Annotated in this window: 16 protein-coding genes; 13 read left to right on the plus strand and 3 right to left on the minus strand. The window is 61.6% G+C overall.

The genetic code is table 11. The features are described 5' to 3' along the window. Positions 1-9 precede the first annotated feature (9 nt). Together ACSBLW_RS19205 and ACSBLW_RS19210 are read right to left on the minus strand one after the other, a co-directional pair. Positions 10-1,155: a benzoate/H(+) symporter BenE family transporter gene (locus tag ACSBLW_RS19205; protein WP_435258198.1), complete on the minus strand. Its 1,146-nt coding sequence runs from the start codon at positions 1,153-1,155 to the stop codon at positions 10-12. 630 nt (positions 1,156-1,785) lie between these two features. Further along, positions 1,786-2,001 (minus strand): DUF1127 domain-containing protein, encoded by a 216-nt coding sequence (locus ACSBLW_RS19210; RefSeq protein ID WP_435258199.1) that lies wholly within the window; start codon positions 1,999-2,001, stop codon positions 1,786-1,788. Between the two features lie 248 nt (positions 2,002-2,249). Here ACSBLW_RS19210 and ACSBLW_RS19215 point away from each other — a divergent pair, with 248 nt between their 5' ends. From ACSBLW_RS19215 to ACSBLW_RS19270, 12 genes are all read left to right on the plus strand, one after another. Continuing rightward, positions 2,250-3,323 carry an Mrp/NBP35 family ATP-binding protein gene (locus ACSBLW_RS19215; protein ID WP_435258200.1) on the plus strand — a complete coding sequence of 358 codons (1,074 nt, stop codon included), beginning with the start codon at positions 2,250-2,252 and terminating at the stop codon, positions 3,321-3,323. A 609-nt stretch (positions 3,324-3,932) separates the two neighbouring features. Then, positions 3,933-4,481: a division/cell wall cluster transcriptional repressor MraZ gene (locus ACSBLW_RS19220; RefSeq protein WP_435258201.1), complete on the plus strand. Its 549-nt coding sequence runs from the start codon at positions 3,933-3,935 to the stop codon at positions 4,479-4,481. 2 nt (positions 4,482-4,483) lie between these two features. Next, positions 4,484-5,491 (plus strand): 16S rRNA (cytosine(1402)-N(4))-methyltransferase RsmH, encoded by a 1,008-nt coding sequence (rsmH, locus tag ACSBLW_RS19225; protein ID WP_435258202.1) that lies wholly within the window; start codon positions 4,484-4,486, stop codon positions 5,489-5,491. Beyond that, a complete protein-coding gene (gene ftsL / locus ACSBLW_RS19230) occupies positions 5,491-5,853 on the plus strand; it encodes a cell division protein FtsL (protein WP_435258203.1) in 363 nt (120 codons plus the stop codon). The genes rsmH and ftsL overlap by 1 nt, the downstream gene beginning before the upstream one ends. Beyond that, positions 5,850-7,643 (plus strand): peptidoglycan D,D-transpeptidase FtsI family protein, encoded by a 1,794-nt coding sequence (locus tag ACSBLW_RS19235; protein WP_435258204.1) that lies wholly within the window; start codon positions 5,850-5,852, stop codon positions 7,641-7,643. The genes ftsL and ACSBLW_RS19235 overlap by 4 nt, the downstream gene beginning before the upstream one ends. 55 nt (positions 7,644-7,698) lie before the next feature. After that, the gene (locus ACSBLW_RS19240; protein WP_435258205.1) at positions 7,699-9,180 is read left to right on the plus strand and encodes a UDP-N-acetylmuramoyl-L-alanyl-D-glutamate--2,6-diaminopimelate ligase; all 1,482 of its coding nucleotides are present in this window, start codon (positions 7,699-7,701) and stop codon (positions 9,178-9,180) included. Between the two features lies 1 nt (position 9,181). Then, complete coding sequence (locus tag ACSBLW_RS19245) at positions 9,182-10,621, plus strand: UDP-N-acetylmuramoyl-tripeptide--D-alanyl-D-alanine ligase (RefSeq protein WP_435258206.1); 1,440 nt, start codon at positions 9,182-9,184, stop codon at positions 10,619-10,621. Further along, a complete protein-coding gene (mraY, locus tag ACSBLW_RS19250; protein ID WP_435258207.1) occupies positions 10,622-11,704 on the plus strand; it encodes a phospho-N-acetylmuramoyl-pentapeptide-transferase in 1,083 nt (360 codons plus the stop codon). A 296-nt stretch (positions 11,705-12,000) separates the two neighbouring features. After that, entirely contained in the window at positions 12,001-12,654 is a 654-nt protein-coding gene (locus tag ACSBLW_RS19255; protein ID WP_435258208.1) for a DUF2161 domain-containing phosphodiesterase, read from the plus strand. A gap of 83 nt (positions 12,655-12,737) precedes the next feature. Continuing rightward, positions 12,738-13,976, plus strand: a complete 1,239-nt coding sequence (locus tag ACSBLW_RS19260; protein ID WP_435258209.1) for a hypothetical protein — start codon at positions 12,738-12,740, stop codon at positions 13,974-13,976. A gap of 110 nt (positions 13,977-14,086) precedes the next feature. Further along, a complete protein-coding gene (murD, locus tag ACSBLW_RS19265; protein ID WP_435258210.1) occupies positions 14,087-15,490 on the plus strand; it encodes a UDP-N-acetylmuramoyl-L-alanine--D-glutamate ligase in 1,404 nt (467 codons plus the stop codon). Continuing rightward, positions 15,483-16,013 carry a class I SAM-dependent DNA methyltransferase gene (locus tag ACSBLW_RS19270; protein WP_435258211.1) on the plus strand — a complete coding sequence of 177 codons (531 nt, stop codon included), beginning with the start codon at positions 15,483-15,485 and terminating at the stop codon, positions 16,011-16,013. The genes murD and ACSBLW_RS19270 overlap by 8 nt, the downstream gene beginning before the upstream one ends. A gap of 136 nt (positions 16,014-16,149) precedes the next feature. Here the strand turns inward: ACSBLW_RS19270 and ACSBLW_RS19275 are convergent, their stop codons facing one another. Beyond that, the gene (locus ACSBLW_RS19275) at positions 16,150-16,509 is read right to left on the minus strand and encodes a bactofilin family protein (RefSeq protein WP_435258212.1); all 360 of its coding nucleotides are present in this window, start codon (positions 16,507-16,509) and stop codon (positions 16,150-16,152) included. A gap of 194 nt (positions 16,510-16,703) precedes the next feature. Here ACSBLW_RS19275 and ACSBLW_RS19280 point away from each other — a divergent pair, with 194 nt between their 5' ends. Then, the gene (locus ACSBLW_RS19280; RefSeq protein WP_435258213.1) at positions 16,704-17,672 is read left to right on the plus strand and encodes an agmatinase; all 969 of its coding nucleotides are present in this window, start codon (positions 16,704-16,706) and stop codon (positions 17,670-17,672) included. Positions 17,673-18,044: the final 372 nt, after the last annotated feature.

Here is an 18,044-nt window from a genome sequence, read left to right on the forward strand (position 1 = left end):
AATTGGCGCTCAGCGTTTGGCCAGTGTCTCCAATGCCCAGACGGCAAGGCCCGCGGCAAGGCCCCAGAATGCGGCGCCGATCCCGAAAACCGCCACGCCAGAGGCCGTGACTACAAAGGTCATGGTTGCCGCGAACCGGCTTTCTGCTGGCAGATAGGCTCCGGTCAGCGCCCCCATCAGAGGCCCGAGGAGGGCAAGCGCGACCAAGGCCCCCATCACTTCGGGTGGCAAGGCGGCCAGCAAAGCGAGGATCGCGGGGCTGCCCAGGCCTAAACCGACCCAAACGCCTGCGTAAACCACCCCGACCTTCCAGCGTTGCGATCGGTCGGGATGCACGTCATCGCCCATGCAAATTGCGGCGGTGATGGCGGCCATGTTCACGGTATGGGCGCCGAACAGGGCGGAGAGGGTGGAAATTCCGCCCGAGACGGCCAGGGCGCGGGTGACGGGGGGCTCAAATCCGTGGGCGCGCATGGTGGCAAATCCGGGCAGGTTCTGGCTGGCCATGGTTACAAGATAAAGCGGCAGGCCAAGGCCCAGAAGGACACCGGGGGACCATTCAGGAGAGATGAAGGTAAGATCAGGGGCCGGAAAGGACAAGTGCGGGAAGCTGGCAAAGCCAAGGCCGAAACTGGCGACGAGCCCAAGGGACAATGCGGCCAGAACAGCGACGGCCGGATTCTTCAGCCGCACCAGAAGGAAGACAATCACCATCGGCAGGACCAGTTTCGGCGCCGCCTCGGCGCTGTCCAAGCCTTTGAGGCAGAATGGAAAAAGCACACCCGCCAGCATTGCCGCAGCAATCCCGTCGGGGATGGCGGCGATGGCGCGAGAAAGCGGGCGGAGGGTTGCGGTCAGGGTGATCAGCGCACCTGCCAGAACAAAGGCGCCGACGGCCTCTGGCATCGAAATCCCATCAGTTGCCGCGATCAGCGCCGCGCCGGGCGTCGACCATGCCAGTACCACGGGCACCTTGTTCCAGGTCGACAGGACGGCCGAGCCGATGGCCTTGGCAAAGCAGATCGCCAGCACCCAGCTTGCGGTTTGTTCGGCGCTTGCGCCAACCGCAGAGGCCGCGGCAAGGACGAGGGCGATGGTGGAGCCATAGCCAACCAATGCCGCAACGATTGCGGCTGAAATCATCGAAATACGCATTCTGGCCTATGTCACCCTTTGTACACCCCCCGTACACCCCCCGTGCAGACAGGAAGCGCCCTGGCGGGGCCGCGGCGACTAAAACCGCCGTGGCAATGCAGCGCAAGGGGCAAGCGACAGACGCATCGTCCGGGGTGACAAAAACAGGGCAGGAAAAACGAAAACGGCGGCGCCCAGGGAGGAGGAGGGGCACCGCCGTTTCTGTTCAGATCCGGCCAGGGAGGGAGGAGGGCCGGTCTGTCATGTCGCGGATCCGTGGCCAGGGAGGAGGAGGGCCACCGATCCGTTGCTCGGCACCACCCAGGGAGGAGGAGGGGCAGCACCGGAACCTGTTGGGCCATTTGGCCCGAAGAGAGATGCGGCGACCCTCAGGGAGGAGGACGAGGGCCGCCGCTTGTCCGATCGGCTCAGGGAGGAGGAGGAGCCGCTCGAAGCCAAATTTTGAGGCGACTTCCCAAGGGAGGAGGAAGGGAAGCCGCCGGATCGTCAGGCCCAAGGGAGGAGGAGCGGGCCTTTCGACAAAGATGGGGCTGATTGCCCCGATTTAAAGAGCGTCGGCATCAGGGAGGAGACGATGCCGACGCTTTTGCTTGGGACCCCGAGGGAGGAGGAGGGGGTCCGGCAAAAAACTTACTTACCGTAGGCGGCTTCCAAAGCCACGCGGGTGATCATCGAGCGGTGGATCCCCAGATCCGCGAGATCGCGGTTCGACAGGGACCGAAGCTCGGTCAGCGTCTGGCGGTAGACCCGGCGGCGCTCCAGCGCTTCACGAGCCGACTTCAGCACCAGAACGGCGCGATCCACGAGACCGAACGAAGCGGTGCGGGAGGTGTTCACATATGCCATTTTATAGCCTCATCTAGTTCTGTGCGGGCACTTCGGCCTCGCTGTTAGGGATAACATGGGTCAAATGCTGCATGTGCACAATACCTTTGGTCCGCAATGCTGCCATGCAGCAAGTGCATGGCTAAATGTCACGAAATCGTTATGAAAAACAGCACCTTCCGTGAATTTTTGAGCATTTGGTCAACCTGGGCTTGAGCTTTCTGCAAAACACTACGACTTTGGTGCCGCTTCATTTGGCAGAGGGTGACATGGCTGTTTCACGCGATGACGTTTTGGCTTGTCTGGGGCGGGTGCTGGTTCCCGGTGGGGGCGACCTTGTCTCGCGCGATTTGATTCGTGCGCTGACCGTAGATGGGTCTTCGATTCGCTTCGTGATCGAAGCGGCAACCCCGGAAGAGGCGCGCGCCTTTGCGCCGCTACAGGCGCAAGCCGAGGCAGTGCTGAAGGCTTTGCCGGGTGTCGCGGCGGTTCAGATTGTCATGACGGCGCATGGCCCGGCGGCAAAACCGGCCGCGCCCAGCCTGAAGATTGGCCAGCATCCCACGCCGCAACAGGGCGGGCCACAGAGGCTTGTCGGTGTGGACCGTATTATAGCAGTGGGATCGGGCAAGGGGGGCGTCGGGAAATCCACAGTGTCGTCAAACCTTGCAGTAGCCTTGGCGCGCCAAGGCCGCAGGGTTGGTTTGCTGGATGCAGATATCTATGGGCCGTCGCAGCCGCGGATGATGGGCGTGTCAAAGCGCCCCGCAAGCCCTGATGGCAAAATCATTGAACCCCTGACCGCGCATGGCGTCACCATGATGTCGCTGGGCCTTATGTTAAAGGACGATGAGGCGGTGATCTGGCGCGGGCCGATGATCATGGGAGCGTTGCAGCAGCTTTTGACGCAAGTGGCTTGGGGCAAGTTGGATGTGCTGATCATCGACTTGCCGCCGGGAACGGGCGATATCCAATTGACCTTGTGCCAGCGGACGCAGCTGACCGGCGCGATCATCGTGTCGACGCCGCAGGACGTGGCGCTGTTGGATGCGCGCAAGGCGTTGGACATGTTTCGCAAGCTGAACACCCCGGTTTTGGGGTTGATCGAGAATATGTCGACCTTCTGCTGCCCGCATTGCGGAAAAGAGACCGATATCTTTGGTCATGGCGGTGTGCGGGCCGAGGCCGAGAAGCTGGACCTGCCTTTCCTTGGCGAATTGCCCTTGGCGCTTTCTGTTCGTCAGGCGGGGGACGGCGGCACTCCGATTGCCGCGACCGACGCGCCCGAGGCCGAGGCCTATGCCCGGTTGGCGCACCGCCTGATTGCGGGCGGGATGGCCTGAGCCGCGTCAAGCGGGCGGGGACGGGCTGGGATCGTCCGGGAAAACGCCTCACGACGAATCACTGAAACGGGATTTTCTGGGAAAGTCGGGTGAAATCGCCCGGCTTTTTCGATTCTGGGGCGAATTCTGGGCAGATCAGTGGGTTGCCAGCAGTTCTTCATGAAAAAACTTTCAGATTTCCGGGATGGCCTGGGAAAATTCTGATGCCACTAGATATAGCGATCACATGGCGATCACGGCCTAGTTATTGCTTTTGAGCCGCCCGAAACGACACAATATGCTGTTTTGCAGACCCTGTTTGAACCATATCTTCCCGGCTTCGCCCAAAATTTCCCGTTGCTTCCCAGATAATCCCATGGCATCCATAAGTCATCGAGACGGGCAGTGATAAGCAGGGGCGGCAAAAGAACCCCGAACAGGCGAAACAGTCAGGCTTCATACAGGCACCCGCTTTCGAAATTGAAGAGATCCGGCGCGCGAGCGAGCAGACATCTCCCCCAGGTGGCGCGCGTAGCTGGACGCCCAGCGATGGGACAGGCGGCGGATCGAGCAGTGGCAGCAGCTCGGTCCGCCGTACGCATTTAACGCCCCGAAAATCGGGGCAGGGACATGGAAGGAACGGGCGCAAGCTCTGGGAAAATGGCTGAGGCGTTCAGAGGCGAATACTACCAAAAGGTAGATTCAAAGGCCCGGGTTCTGATCCCGGCGGCCTTTCGCCGCGTTCTGGATGCCGGCGATACCCGCACGCCCGAAAGCCCCCGCACCCGTATGGTGATTGTCTATGGTGGCAAGCACCGCGCCTTTTGCGAATGCTACAGCTTTGCCGAGGCCGAGCAATTGGCCGCACAGGTGGCGCAGCTTCCGCCGGGGTCGAAGGCCCGTCTGAAGGCGGAACGCGACCTGATTACCCTTTCTGCGACGACCGAAGTGGATGATGACGGCCGGATCGTGCTGCCGCCCAAGGTGCGCGAAAAGCTGGGCATCACGCCCGAGATGCTGAAAGACGGGATCGACTCGGCCCTCGCCGGGGCCACAAACCGTTTCACGCTGTGGCGCCGCGATGTTTACGAAGAGCTCTTCCTTGACGCGATCGACGACGAGGATGATGACGACACTGATCCGCTGGCGCTGTTGGGCCAGGCTGTCCCGGGGGTCTGAAGATGACCGGGACCAGCGATCAGAATACCGGTCGCGCGCCTCACATTCCGGTGCTCTTGCGCCCGATCCTTGACGTTTGCGCCCCGATTTCCGGCACATGGCTGGATGGCACCTTTGGTGCGGGCGGCTATACGCGCGGGCTTTTGGCGGCGGGTGCTGATCGGGTGATCGGCGTCGACCGTGATCCGCTGGCGATTGACATGGCGCAGGGGTGGATCGGCGATTTCGGCGACCGTTTGCGGCTGGTGCATGGCACGTTTTCCGAGCTTGATCAGTATTCCGACACCCCGCTGGATGGGGTTGTGCTGGATCTGGGCGTGTCGTCCATGCAGCTTGATCTGGCCGAACGCGGATTTTCCTTTCAGAAAGACGGCCCGCTGGACATGCGGATGAGCCAAGAGGGCGACAGTGCCGCCGATCTGGTGAACACTGCCGAAGAAAGCCATCTGGCCGACATTCTTTATCATTACGGCGAAGAACGTGCTTCGCGCCGGATTGCCCGTGCGATTGTCGAGGCCCGCACCCGTGAGCCGTTTACCCGCACCCTGCAACTGGCCGAGGTCATTGCCCGCTGCCTGCCGCGCCCGAAACCGGGGCAAAGCCATCCGGCGACCCGCAGCTTTCAGGCCATCCGCATTGCGGTGAACACCGAATTTCAGCAATTGGCCGACGGCCTTGCCGCTGCTGAACGGGCGCTTAAACCCGGTGGGCTTTTGGCCGTGGTCAGCTTTCACAGCCTTGAAGACCGGATCGTGAAGCGATTCTTCCAGATCGCTGCCGGGCAAGAATCGAACGCCAACCGCTATGCGCCTGCGACAGCCGATGTTTCGGCCCGGTTCGAGATGGTGACCCGCAAGGCCGTGGGCCCCGATGATCAGGAACTGGAAGAAAATCCCCGCGCCCGGTCCGCCAAGTTGCGGATTGGCCGCCGCACCGCGGTGCCTGCCAAGGCCATCGCCCCTGCCGATCTGGGCCTGCCTGAACCACCCCGCAAGAAAGGACGCCGCTGATGCGCCCCGCGATCTATGTCCTGTCCTTCATTGCCGTTCTTGCCCTTGGCTTCTGGGCTTACCGTGAACATTATCAGACCCGCGATGCGCTGCGCGAGTTGAACGGGCTTCAGGCCGAAATCGCGGGCCTGCGTGAGGCGCTGGCCCTGCAACGCGCCGAATGGGCCTATCTTAACCGCCCCGACCGTCTGCGCGAATTGTCGGGCCTGAATTTTGACCGTCTGGGCCTGTTGCCGCTGGAGCCGGGCCAATTCGGGGAAATCGCCACTGTCACCTATCCGGCGATGGAGCTTCCGCTCGCCGATATTGAAAACCCCGTTTCTGTCATCGGGGAACAGAATGCCGAGGCCAGCCAGCCATGATCCGCACCCCGCTTCGCCCCCTTGCCCGCATTCTTCAGGCCCGCGCCAAAGGGGAAAACCCCGACACGATCGAGCGCGAGAACCTGCGGCTTCGTCATGAGCAGATGCGCGACAAATCCCGTGCCCGTGCCGAGGCGCGGCTTTTGCTTTTGGGGCTGATGTTCTTTTCGCTGTTTACGGTGATCGGTGCCCGCATGGGGCTGCTTTCGGCGACCGAGGCGGAAGAACCCCGTGCCAGTGCACCGGGGGCCGAGATCATCGCGCAGCGGGCGGATATTACCGACCGCAATGGCCGCATTCTGGCGACCAATATGCTGACCCATGCGCTTTATGCCCATCCGCGCGACATGATCGACCCGGACCGCGTGGCGCAGGAACTGGTCAAGATTTTTCCAGAAATGGATGCTGCTGATTTGCAGCGCCGTTTTACCGACGGTCGCCGCTTCATGTGGCTGCGCCGCACGCTAAGCCCCGAGCAGATGCAGGCAGTGCATGACATCGGCGATCCCGGACTGTTGTTCGGGCCGCGCGAAATGCGGCTTTATCCGAACGGTGCTTTGGCCGCGCATATCTTGGGCGGGGCCTCTTTCGGGGCCGAAGGTGTGCATTCCGCCGAAGTGATCGGCACGGCCGGGATCGAAAAGGCGCTGGACGAACGGCTGCGTGATCCGGCGCAGGCTGGCAAGCCCTTGGAGCTTTCGATCGACCTGACCATTCAGGCGACTGTCGAAGAAGTGCTGGATGCCGGCATGAACATGATGAACGCCAAGGGGGCCGCGGCCATCGTCATGGATGTCGACACGGGCGAAATCGTCGCCTTGGCCTCGCTGCCGGATTTCGACCCGAATGACCGGCCGAATCCGGTTTTGCCAAAAGATGCCGAACCCGGCGACAGCCCGCTGTTCAACCGCGCGGTGCAGGGTGTTTACGAACTGGGCTCGACCTTCAAGATCTTTGCCGCCGCGCAGGGGATGGAATTGGGGCTTGTTGGCCCGAATACGATGGTGGATGCCAATGCGCCGATGATCTGGGGCAAGCACAAGATCAAGGAATTCCAGAACAAGAACTACGGCCCCTTGCTGACGGTGACCGATGTCATTGCGAAATCGTCAAACGTCGGCACCGCCCATATCGCGTTGATGATTGGCGGCTTGCGGCAGCAGGCCTTTCTGAAATCGCTGGGCTTTTTTGACGTGACCCCGGTGGAACTGGTCGAGGCCCGGACCGGTCGCCCGCTTCTTCCGAAGAAATGGGCGGATATCGTCACCATCACCACCTCTTATGGGCACGGCATGTCGGCCAGCCCGCTGCACCTTGCGGCGGCCTACGCGACGATTGCCAATGGCGGCGAGAAGGTTGCGCCGACTTTGCTGAAGCAGACGGATGTGACGCATGGCCCGAGGGTGATGCGGGAAGATGTTGCGAAGGAATCGGTCAAGATGCTGCGGACCGTAGTTGAACACGGCACGGCGTCCTTGGCCGATGTGGAAGGCTATGAAGTGGCGGGAAAGACCGGCACCGCCGACAAGCCAAAGCGCACGGGTGGCTATTATAAGGACAAGGTGATCAACACCTTCGCGTCGGTTTTTCCGGCATCGAACCCCAAATATGTGGTGCTGGTGACGCTGGACGAGCCAGTGGACACCACAGGCCCCGAGCCGCGCCGCACGGCGGGGTGGACCTCGGTTCCGGTGGCCGCCGAAATCGTGCGTCGCATCGCGCCGCTCTTGAACATCCGGCCAGCGGTTGAAGAAAGCCCGTTGACTACGGTATCAGCCATCCGCAATTGACGGCTTGGGTGATTTGGGCCGTGCAATATTGGCCGGGTGAATTGAGGACGTGCAGATGGACGAGCGGCAGGCAAAGCTTTCAGAACTGGGATTGCCCACAAAGGCGGGGCAGGATGTTCCGGTTCGGGGCCTGACGATTGACAGCCGGGCAGTGCAGCCCGGCTTTCTGTTTGCCGGTTTGCCGGGAACCAAGGTGCATGGCGCGACTTTTGCGGCGCAGGTCGTGGCGGCGGGGGCCGTTGCGATCCTGACCGATGCCGAAGGCGCGCGTCTTGCGGCCCCGGCGGTCGAGGGCAAGGGGGTGGCGCTGATCGTGGCCGAAGACCCGCGGGAAGCCTTGGCCCGTGCTGCGGCACTGTGGTTTGGCGCGCAGCCAAAGACGATGGTTGCAGTGACCGGCACCAATGGCAAGACCAGTGTGGCGACCTTTGCCCGGCAAATCTGGGAAGCCTTGGGCCATGCCGCGATCAACATCGGCACGACGGGGGTAGAGGGGGCGTGGACGGCGCCCTCGGCCCATACCACGCCTGACCCGATCACCCTGCAATCGGTTTTGGCCCAAGCCGCCGAAGCAGGGGTGACCCATGCGGCGATGGAGGCCTCGAGCCACGGCATCGACCAGCGTCGGCTGGACGGGGTGCGTCTGGCGGCAGCGGGTTTCACCAACCTGACGCAGGATCACCTTGATTATCACGGCACGATGGAGGCCTATTTCGAGGCCAAGGCCCAGCTTTTCACCCGGCTTTTGCCCGAAGATGGCGTGGCCGTCATCAATCTGAACGGAGCGATGGGGTCGGATATGGCCGAAATCGCCTTGTCGCGTGGCCAGCGGGTGCTGACCGTCGGCAATGGCGAAGGCGCGGATCTGCGGCTTTTGGGCCATCGCTATGATGCCACGGGTCAGGATTTGCGGTTTTCGTGGAACGGCCAGAACCATCTGGTGCGGCTGAACCTGATTGGCGGTTTTCAGTCGGAAAACGTGGCGGTGGCTGCGGGCCTTTGCATTGCCGCAGGCGCACCCGCAAGCGATGTCTTTGCGGTTCTGCCGAAACTGACGGGCGTGCGGGGCCGGATGCAGCTTGCCGCCACCCGCAAGAACGGCGCAGCCGTGTTTGTCGATTACGCCCATACGCCCGACGCCGTGGAAACCGCGCTGAAGGCGCTGCGCCCGCATGTGATGGGCCGCCTGATCGTGGTTCTTGGGGCAGGGGGCGACCGCGACCGCACCAAGCGCCCGCTGATGGGGGCAGCCGCTGCCGCCCATGCCGATCAGGTCTTTGTCACCGATGACAACCCGCGCAGCGAAGACCCGGCCAGCATCCGCGCCGCGATCCTTGCTGCCGCTCCGGGCGCGACCGAGGTGGGCGACCGCGCCGAGGCGATCTTGCGCGCGGCCAATGCGCTGCAACCGGGCGATGCGCTTTTGGTGGCGGGCAAAGGCCATGAAACCGGACAAACGATTCAGGGGCAGACCTACCCCTTTGACGATGTGGAACAGGCGAGCCTTGCGGTCGCCGCTTTGGATGGGGTGATCTGACATGGCGCTCTGGACCTCGGCCGAAGCCGTCGCCGCAACGGGCGGCACCTCTACCGCCGACTGGCAGGCAGAGGGCGTTTCCATCGACACCCGCACCCTGAAGAAGGGGGATCTTTTCGTCGCGCTGAAAGCCGCGCGCGATGGGCATGATTTTGTGGCGCAAGCCTTGGCCCAAGGGGCGGCGGCAGCACTGGTCAGCCATGTGCCCGAAGGTGTGGCCCCCGATGCGCCGCTGTTGATTGTGACGGATGTGCTGCAAGGACTTGAAAAGCTGGGCATTGCTGCCCGTGCTCGGACCCGGGCCCGCGTGGTGGGCGTGACGGGGTCGGCGGGAAAGACCTCGACCAAGGAAATGCTGCGCACCCTATTGTCGGCCCAAGGCCGCGTTCACGCCGCCGAGGCCAGCTATAACAACCATTGGGGCGTGCCGCTGACCTTGGCGCGTATGCCCAAGGACACCGATTTTGCGGTCATCGAAATCGGCATGAACCACCCCGGCGAAATCGCGCCGCTGTCGCGCATGGCGCGGCCCCATGCGGTGATGATCACCACCGTTGCCCCGGCCCATCTGGAGGCCTTCGAGAGTGTCGAAGGCATCGCCCACGAAAAAGCCTCGATCATCGACGGGCTGGAACCGGGCGGCACAGCCGTTTTGAACGCCGATCTTGAAACGACCCCGATCCTGACCGCCAAAGCGCAGGCGCATGGCGCAAAAATCGTGCTCTTTGGTGCGGCCAAGGGCGCGGATTACCATTTGGATGATGCCCATATCGCCGATCAGACCACAGTGGTTCGCGCCACCCGTCATGGCGCGCCGCTTCTGTTCAAGGTCCGCACACCGGGCCGCCATTTCGCGCTGAACGGGCTTGGCTCGCTGGCCGTGGCCGAGGCGCTGGGCGCAGACCCTGCCGTTGCCGCCTGTGACATCGGAGAGTGGCTGCCGCCTGACGGGCGCGGGGCGCGCCAGCGCATCCTTCTTGATATTGTGGATGAAACCAGCTTTCAGCTGATTGACGATGCCTTTAACGCCAATCCGGCCAGCATGGCCGCGAGCCTTGACGTTTTGATCGCGGCACAGCCGGAAAATGGCGTGGGCCGCGTGGGGCAGGGCCGCCGCATCGCGGTTCTGGGTGAAATGCTGGAACTGGGGCCGACCGAGGCCGAATTGCACGCAGCCATCGCTCGCCATCCGGGGATAGAGGCGGTCACGACCATCCACTGTGTCGGCACCCGGATGCAGGCCCTGCACCGCGCTCTGCCAAAAGGTCAACGCGGCGAATGGGTCGAGAAGGCTGCCGACCTCATTCCGCATCTGCGCCATGTCGTCGATGCGGGCGATATCGTGCTGGTCAAAGGATCAAAAGGCTCGAAGGTCAGTCTGGTCGTTGACGCGCTCAAGAAAATGGGCCAAGGCCCCGCCCCAAAAGAAGGGACAGAGTAAATGTTGTATCTGCTGACCGAGTTCTCCAGCGGTGGGGACTTTTTCAACCTGTTTCGCTATATCACCTTCCGCGCGGGCGGCGCCTTCATGACGGCGCTGATCTTCGGCTTTCTGTTCGGGCGGCCGCTGATCAACATTCTGCGCAAGAAGCAGGGCAAGGGGCAGCCGATCCGCGATGATGGCCCGCAGACCCATTTCGCCAAGGCAGGCACGCCCACGATGGGCGGCCTGCTGATCCTGTCGGCGCTGTTCGTCTCGACCCTGCTTTGGGCGCGGCTGGACAATCCCTATATCTGGATCGTGCTTTTGGTGACGCTGGGCTTTGGCCTGATCGGCTTTGCCGATGACTATGCCAAGGTCACGAAACAGAACACGAAAGGCGTCTCAGGGAAGGTGCGGTTTGGGCTTGGCCTTGCCATTGCCGCGCTGGCAAGCTTTGCCGCAGCCAGCTTTCACCCGGCAGAGTTGACGAACCAGCTGGCCTTTCCGTTCTTCAAGGATGCGCTTTTGAACCTGTGGTGGTTCTTCGTTCCCTTCGGCATGATCGTGATCGTGGGCGCCGCCAATGCGGTCAACCTGACCGACGGTCTTGACGGGCTGGCCATCATGCCGGTGATGATCGCGGCCACCACCTTTGGCATCATCGCCTATGTGGTCGGCAACTATAACTACACCCAGTATCTGGGCGTCCACTTCGTTCCCGGCACCGGCGAAATCCTGATCTTCTCGGCGGCGCTGGTAGGCGGCGGTCTGGGTTTTCTGTGGTACAACGCCCCCCCGGCGGCGGTCTTCATGGGCGACACCGGCTCCCTCGCCTTGGGCGGGGCCTTGGGCTCGATCGCGGTCTGCACCAAGCATGAAATCGTCCTCGCCATCGTCGGCGGCCTTTTCGTGGTCGAGGCGCTTTCGGTCATCATTCAGGTGGCCTATTTCAAGCGCACGGGTAAGCGCGTCTTCCTGATGGCCCCGATCCACCATCATTTCGAGAAAAAGGGCTGGGCCGAGCCGCAGATCGTCATCCGCTTCTGGATCATCTCGCTGATCCTTGCGCTGATCGGCCTTGCCACGCTCAAGGTTCGCTAACCTTTCGGCGGCAACCGCTGCCAGAGAGCATCCTGCTGCGCCCGGCCCCCGCAAAAGGGCCGGGCATTTCCTTGGCCGACACTATCTTCCCCTCCGCCTTTATCTTGGTCCAAATATCCCACGGGGGAGCGGATTTGGCCGGCCAAATCCGCCGGGGGTGTGAAACCCCCGTCTACCTTTACGGCTTTGGCGCAGGGGCAAATCTGAAAGTTTCCTTAAGGCGCAAGAACAAGCTATTGATTTCATTGATGCTGAAAAGCGTCCCCGACGGGGACGCTGAGTTTGGACCGGGAAAGATGAAAGAATCCGACCTCTATCCGCCGATCAAAGCTTTCCTTGAGGGGCAGGGCTATGAGGTCAAGGCCGAGATCGGCGCGGCGGATGTGATGGCGTGTCGGGGAGACGACCCACCGCTGATCGTCGAGTTGAAGACAGCTTTGAACCTGAACCTGATCTTGCAGGGCGTCGCGCGGCAGGCGCTTTTTGACGACGTCTATCTTGCGGTGCCCCAGCCCCCGAAATGGACCCATCGCTACAAGGATCTGACGGCCTTGCTGCGCAGGTTGGGATTGGGGCTTTTGACGGTACGGGGCGGTCAGGTCGAGGTGCATCTGGACCCCGCGCCCTATCAGCCAAGGCAGAACAAGGCACGCGCCGGTCGGATGCTGCGCGAATTCCAGCGTCGGGCGGGCGACCCGAATACGGGTGGCACGACCGGGGTTAAACGGATGACCGCCTATCGGCAGGACGCCCTGCGTCTTGCGGCCTATCTTTCCAAGGCGGGTGCTGCATCACCCTCTGCCTGCGCGAAAGAAACCGGTGTGACCCGCGCGGCGGCCATCCTTCGGGCGGACCACTATGGTTGGTTCGACCATCCTGGCCGAGCAGTCTATGTTCTCTCACCGATCGGACGGCAAGCCCTCCAAGAATCCGCCCCACCATCCGAATAGCGGGCTTGAGAGGGTCCGCGACTCGGGTTTGGGTTGGCATGGTTTTTGCCCTGAACGCGAAGTGTCAGGGGGAGGACCACCAGATGAACATGATTTCGCCTCATCAATCGACCGGACAGCGTGAAAACCGGCGTGAGGAATGTTTCGGATCGGCGGAACTTGCCTTCTCGCGCGCAGACGGGCGCGGTGTTCTGCAGGCCTTCAATGATGTGTTCCTGAAAGCAGCAGACCTGACCCCTGCGGAAGCGATGGGGATGCCCTACGACAGCCAGTGCCATGACGAGATGCCGAAGGCCATCTTTCAGACGATGTGGAAACGGCTGGACAAGGGTTTGCCAGCCGGGGTTTACCTGAAGAACCGCGCCAAAGGTGACGTCAACTGTTGGGTCTTTGCGATTATTGTCCCGACGCCGGATGCTGGTTTCGTCTCGGTCCACTTGAGGCCGTCAAGCGAGCATTACGAACTGATTCAGGATCTGTACCCGTTGCTGCGAAAGGGTGAACAGGAAAACGGAGTTTCGGCAGAGCAGTCAGCGGCGCATCTGACGCAATTGCTGAACGAACATGGTTATTCCGATTACAATCAGTTTGAGGCCAGGGCCTTGGCGGCAGAGCTGAGCGACCGCGCCGAGAAATTGACACGCGTGGTCAATCCGCGTCTGTCGCTCATGCTGACATTATTCAACGCCGCCCGCATCGTCCGTGAGGAACGTCAATCGGTCATGGGCGTGCTGGATACGTTGCGGCTGTTGCCGACGAATATGCGCCTGATCTCGCATCGGATTGAATACGGTCACGGCCCGTTGTCGACGCTGTCTGAGCGTTATGGTGCGATGGCCGACGTGCTTTTGATGCAGCTTTCAAACCTGATTGGTTCGGACAGCAACTCTGAAGCCGCTGAAACCGAAGCTTTGTTCGCCTGCGGCATCGAAGTTCTGCTGAGGGAAGCCGTAGAAGCACTAGCAGATCGCAACCGGGGACTGGAAAGTGTTGATCTGGTGGCTGAACAGACGCGATTGTCGGCCCTTGCCGATGTGGCGGCACATACCTCTCGGGAAGGGATGGTTCTGACAGGGCGGTCTGCGGCGCGTCTGGCCCGGGAATTGGAGATGTTGCAGCGGTCGACGCAGGCGCTGGATTCTATCCGGGTGATGAGCCGGGTTGAGTTTGGCCAGATGGTCACGCGCAGCCGCGATCTGGCCCATGTCATTCAGTGCGTTGAGGAAAGCCACAAGGAAATCCGTGCCCATCTTGCACGTCTGTCTGAGGCTGTGTTGCAGATTGAGGAAGTCGGCGGTTTGCTGTTGCGCCAAGCTGGCTGATTTCGTTGGCCTCCGCGACTTGGCGGGGGGCATCGTGCTTGGCCCTTCCCCCTGAGCGCCTGTGCCGCTATCCCTTGCGCGACAGATGTCGGAACGACAAGGGGGCGCAGATGATTCCGGTCCGGGGCTATGATGGGGCAAAGGTCGCTGTGCTGGGCCTTGGGCGGTCGGGGCTTGCGACGGCGCGCGCCTTGCAGGCAGGGGGCGCGGAACCTCTGCTTTGGGATGACAGCCCAGAATCGCGGGCAAAGGCCGAGACCGAAGGGTTTTTGATCACGGACCTGACGCGCAACGCCGCTTTCGAAGGTGTTGCCGCGCTTATCGTTTCGCCCGGTATCCCGCATTTATATCCGACCCCTAACAAGATCATCGCGCGGGCCTTGGAGCTGGGCATTCCGGTCGACAATGACATCGGGCTGTTCTTTCAAAGCTTCGCCACGACGGAGTGGGATGAGATGGATGTCCCGCCGCGGGTTGTCTGTGTCACCGGATCAAACGGGAAGTCGACGACCACGGCCTTGATCCATCACATCTTGCAGGTTGCCGGGCGGCCAACGCAGATGGCCGGGAATATCGGCAAGGGTGTCTTGTCGATTGATCCGGCGCAGGATGGCGAAGTCGTGGTGCTGGAGCTTTCCAGCTATCAGACCGATCTGGCGCGGGCCTTGACGCCCGATGTCGCGGTGTTCACCAACCTGTCGCCTGACCATCTGGACCGTCACAACGGAATGGGCGGCTATTTCGCGGCCAAGCGTCGGTTGTTTGCCGAAGGCGGGCCGGATCGTGCCGTGGTGGGTATTGACGAGATCGAGGGACAGTTTCTGGCCAATCAGTTGGGGCAGGGGCCGGGGGATGATCGGGTGATCCGCATTTCTTCGGGGCAAAAGATTGATGGCTTTGGCTGGTCGGTCTTTGCACGCAAAGGTTTTCTGGCAGAATGGCGCAAAGGGCGTCAGGTGGCCAATATCGACCTGCGCGAGGTTTCGGGGCTGCCCGGCGCGCATAACCATCAGAACGCCTGCGCAGCCTATGCCGCCGCGCGTGCCCTTGGGATTGCGCCCAAGCTGATTGAAGGGGCGTTCCAGTCTTTCGCGGGCCTTCCTCATCGTAGCCAGTTGGTGGGGGAACGCGACGGCGTTCGGTTCATCAATGACTCGAAGGCCACGAATGTGGATAGTGCGGCAAAGGCCTTGCAGGCCTTTCCCAAAATCCGATGGATTGCCGGGGGCATGGGCAAGGATGGCGGGATTGCCGCTTTGGCCCCGCATCTTGGGTCGGTCGTCAAAGCCTATCTGATTGGCCATTCGGCGCGGGATTTCGCGTTGCAGATTGATGAGACCGATCACGAGATTTGCGAAACGATGGAACGGGCGGTTCAAAGGGCGGCTGAAGAAGCCCAGCCGGGGGAAGTGGTTCTGCTGGCCCCGGCGGCCGCAAGTTTTGACCAATATCCGAATTTCGAAAAACGCGGTGAGGATTTCACCCTGCGCGTCAAGGCGCTGATCGGTGGCTGAGGACGACCACGGGCATGAGGCGGTTTACGATGCCTCGGCCCATGCGTGGGATGTCGAACGGCAGGGCAGGTTCCCCGAACGCTTTCTGATCCAGCGGCTGGTTGCCGGATTGCCTCGCGGTGCGGCCGTTCTGGATTTGGGCTGCGGCAGCGGGCAACCGATTGCGGCTTTTCTGGCAGAGCAGGGGTTTTTGGTCACGGGCGTTGATTTCTCGGCGCGGATGTTGGCGCTTGCGGCGGCGCGGTTGCCCGCGCAGCGCTTTGTTCGGCAGGACATGCGGATGCTGTCTTTGGGGCAGCGTTTTCAGGCTGTCGTGGCATGGGACAGCTTCTTTCATCTCTGGGCCAGCGAACAGTTGGTGCTGATCCCAAGGATCGCGGAGCATCTTTGTGCAGGCGGACTGTTCCTGTTCACTTGCGGGCCGGATGCGGCGAGGCGTGGGGCAGGGTGGCCGGCGGGCCTGTCTTTCACGCCTCTTTGTCGCGGCAAGGATATGCCGATGGTCTGGCGCAGTCGGGCTTAAAGATGGTCGACTTCGTTGCCGAAGATGCAAGAGTCTGGGGTCGCAGTTGGTGCCTTGCTCAATCTGGTGGCACCCGAAATTAAAAAAGGCCCCCAAGCAGGAGCCTTTTGTTAGGCGAGGCTAAGAAGACGAAGCCTTATTTCCGTTTGGCGAAGCGGCCTTCGATCTGAGCGCCGCTTTCGATAACCAAGGTTGCATAGGTCACATCAGCGGCCACTTGTGCGGTTGCGCGCAAGGTAAAGGCACCCGCGTCGACCTGCCCATCCAGTTTACCTTTCACATCGACGGTTTCCGCGCGCACCAAACCTTTCATTCTGCCGTCGGCAGAAATGGCAAGGCTGCGTGCAGAGATGTTGCCATCGACTTCGCCCGCCATTTCAATATCGCCAGCGGAAGAGACCTCTCCGGTGATTTTCAGATCCGCCGCGAAAACGGATTTTGTGTTCGAAGGACGCGCGCTTGGCGCAGCGGTCTGGTCGGCAGTCTTGTTGAACATAGCGTTTCCGTTTGGATTGGGCGTTGATCAGGTTGGACCCGATAAGGGCCGAGGAGCGGCCTCTGGTCAAGGCCCGAGCCGGAAACCGTGTCGGATTCGGGCAGGGAATGGCCCGAGACAGGTCGGAGACGGGCCAGACGACGGTTGCGACACAACCTCTGATGGGGTGGTCTGGAACGATGAGGGCCGCGAAGATGACTGTTGATCCGTTTTTCACTCCGGTTTCCGGATTTGACCTGGCACGATTCGCGGGGGTTCCAACCTTCATGCGCCTGCCGCACGTCCCGCTTGACCATGCGCGGATCAGAGAGGTGCAGATCGGCTTGATCGGTGCGCCTTGGGATGGCGGCACGACGAACCGTCCCGGCCCGCGGCATGGGCCAAGGGCGCTGCGCGATGCCAGTACGATGATGCGCGCCCAGAATGGTGTGACCGGTGTTCGGCCTTTCGAGAGCGTGGCCTGTGCCGATCTGGGGGATGTGCCGCCAAACCCCGCAGATCTGATGGACAGCCTGAAAAGGATGGAAAGCTTTTATCAAAAGGTGCGCGACGCCGGGATCGTGCCCTTGACCGCGGGCGGAGACCACCTGTGCAGCCTGCCGATCCTGCGGGCGTTGGGAAAGGGGCGGCCCTTGGGCATGATTCACTTCGACAGCCACACCGACCTGTTTCATAGCTATTTCGGCGGGTCGATGTACACCCACGGCACGCCCTTCCGCCGCGCCGTTGAGGAAAGCCTGCTGGATCCGCAGCGTGTGACCATGATCGGCATTCGCGGCACCACCTATGATGATGAAGACAGGGATTTTGCCAAAGCCGTCGGCATTCGGGTGATTCCGATCGAAGAGTTCCACAAGCGCGGAACTGAGGACGTGATGGCCGAGGCCCGCGCGCGCGCAGGCGCGGGGGATACCTATATCTCCTACGATATCGACTTCGTGGATCCCGCCTTTGCACCGGGCACCGGCACGCCCGAGATTGGCGGGCCGACCAGTTGGCAGGCGCTTGAGGTGGTTCGCGGTCTGAAAGGGGTCAGAATCGTCGGTGCCGATCTGGTCGAGGTCTCGCCACCCTTCGATCTGGGGGGCGTTACGGCCTATCTGGGCGCGTCGATCCTGTTTGAGCTGCTTTGCGTGATGTCTGAGGGGGCGATTCAGCGGTGACTCGGGGGTGAATCGCAGATGAATCGGGGGTGACTCGGCCCAAAACCGGATCCGAGAGGGGTGATTCAGCCAAGATTCGAGTCGCTCCCGGCCCCCATGATCGCGTGCAAACCGGTCGCACTGCCTTATCCACAGGCATTTCACCCAATAAAAATTGGGGTCCGAGAAAAAATCGTCATGAAAGTGTTTTTTTCCTCTTGCGGTCCCCAGACACCGGACGTAAACACCGCCTCACCGAAACGGACGGTACGACGAAAGACGGAACGGACGGAACGGCGGCGGAAACGAAAGTGAAAGCCGAAACTATCTGAAGACAAGGCGGTTCGGGGAACGCTAAGAGATTAGCGCCTCGGTTCTTTTTGTCCTCACGCT

The sequence above is a fragment of the Thioclava sp. FR2 genome (assembly GCF_051200875.1).
GTDB lineage: Bacteria > Pseudomonadota > Alphaproteobacteria > Rhodobacterales > Rhodobacteraceae > Pseudotabrizicola.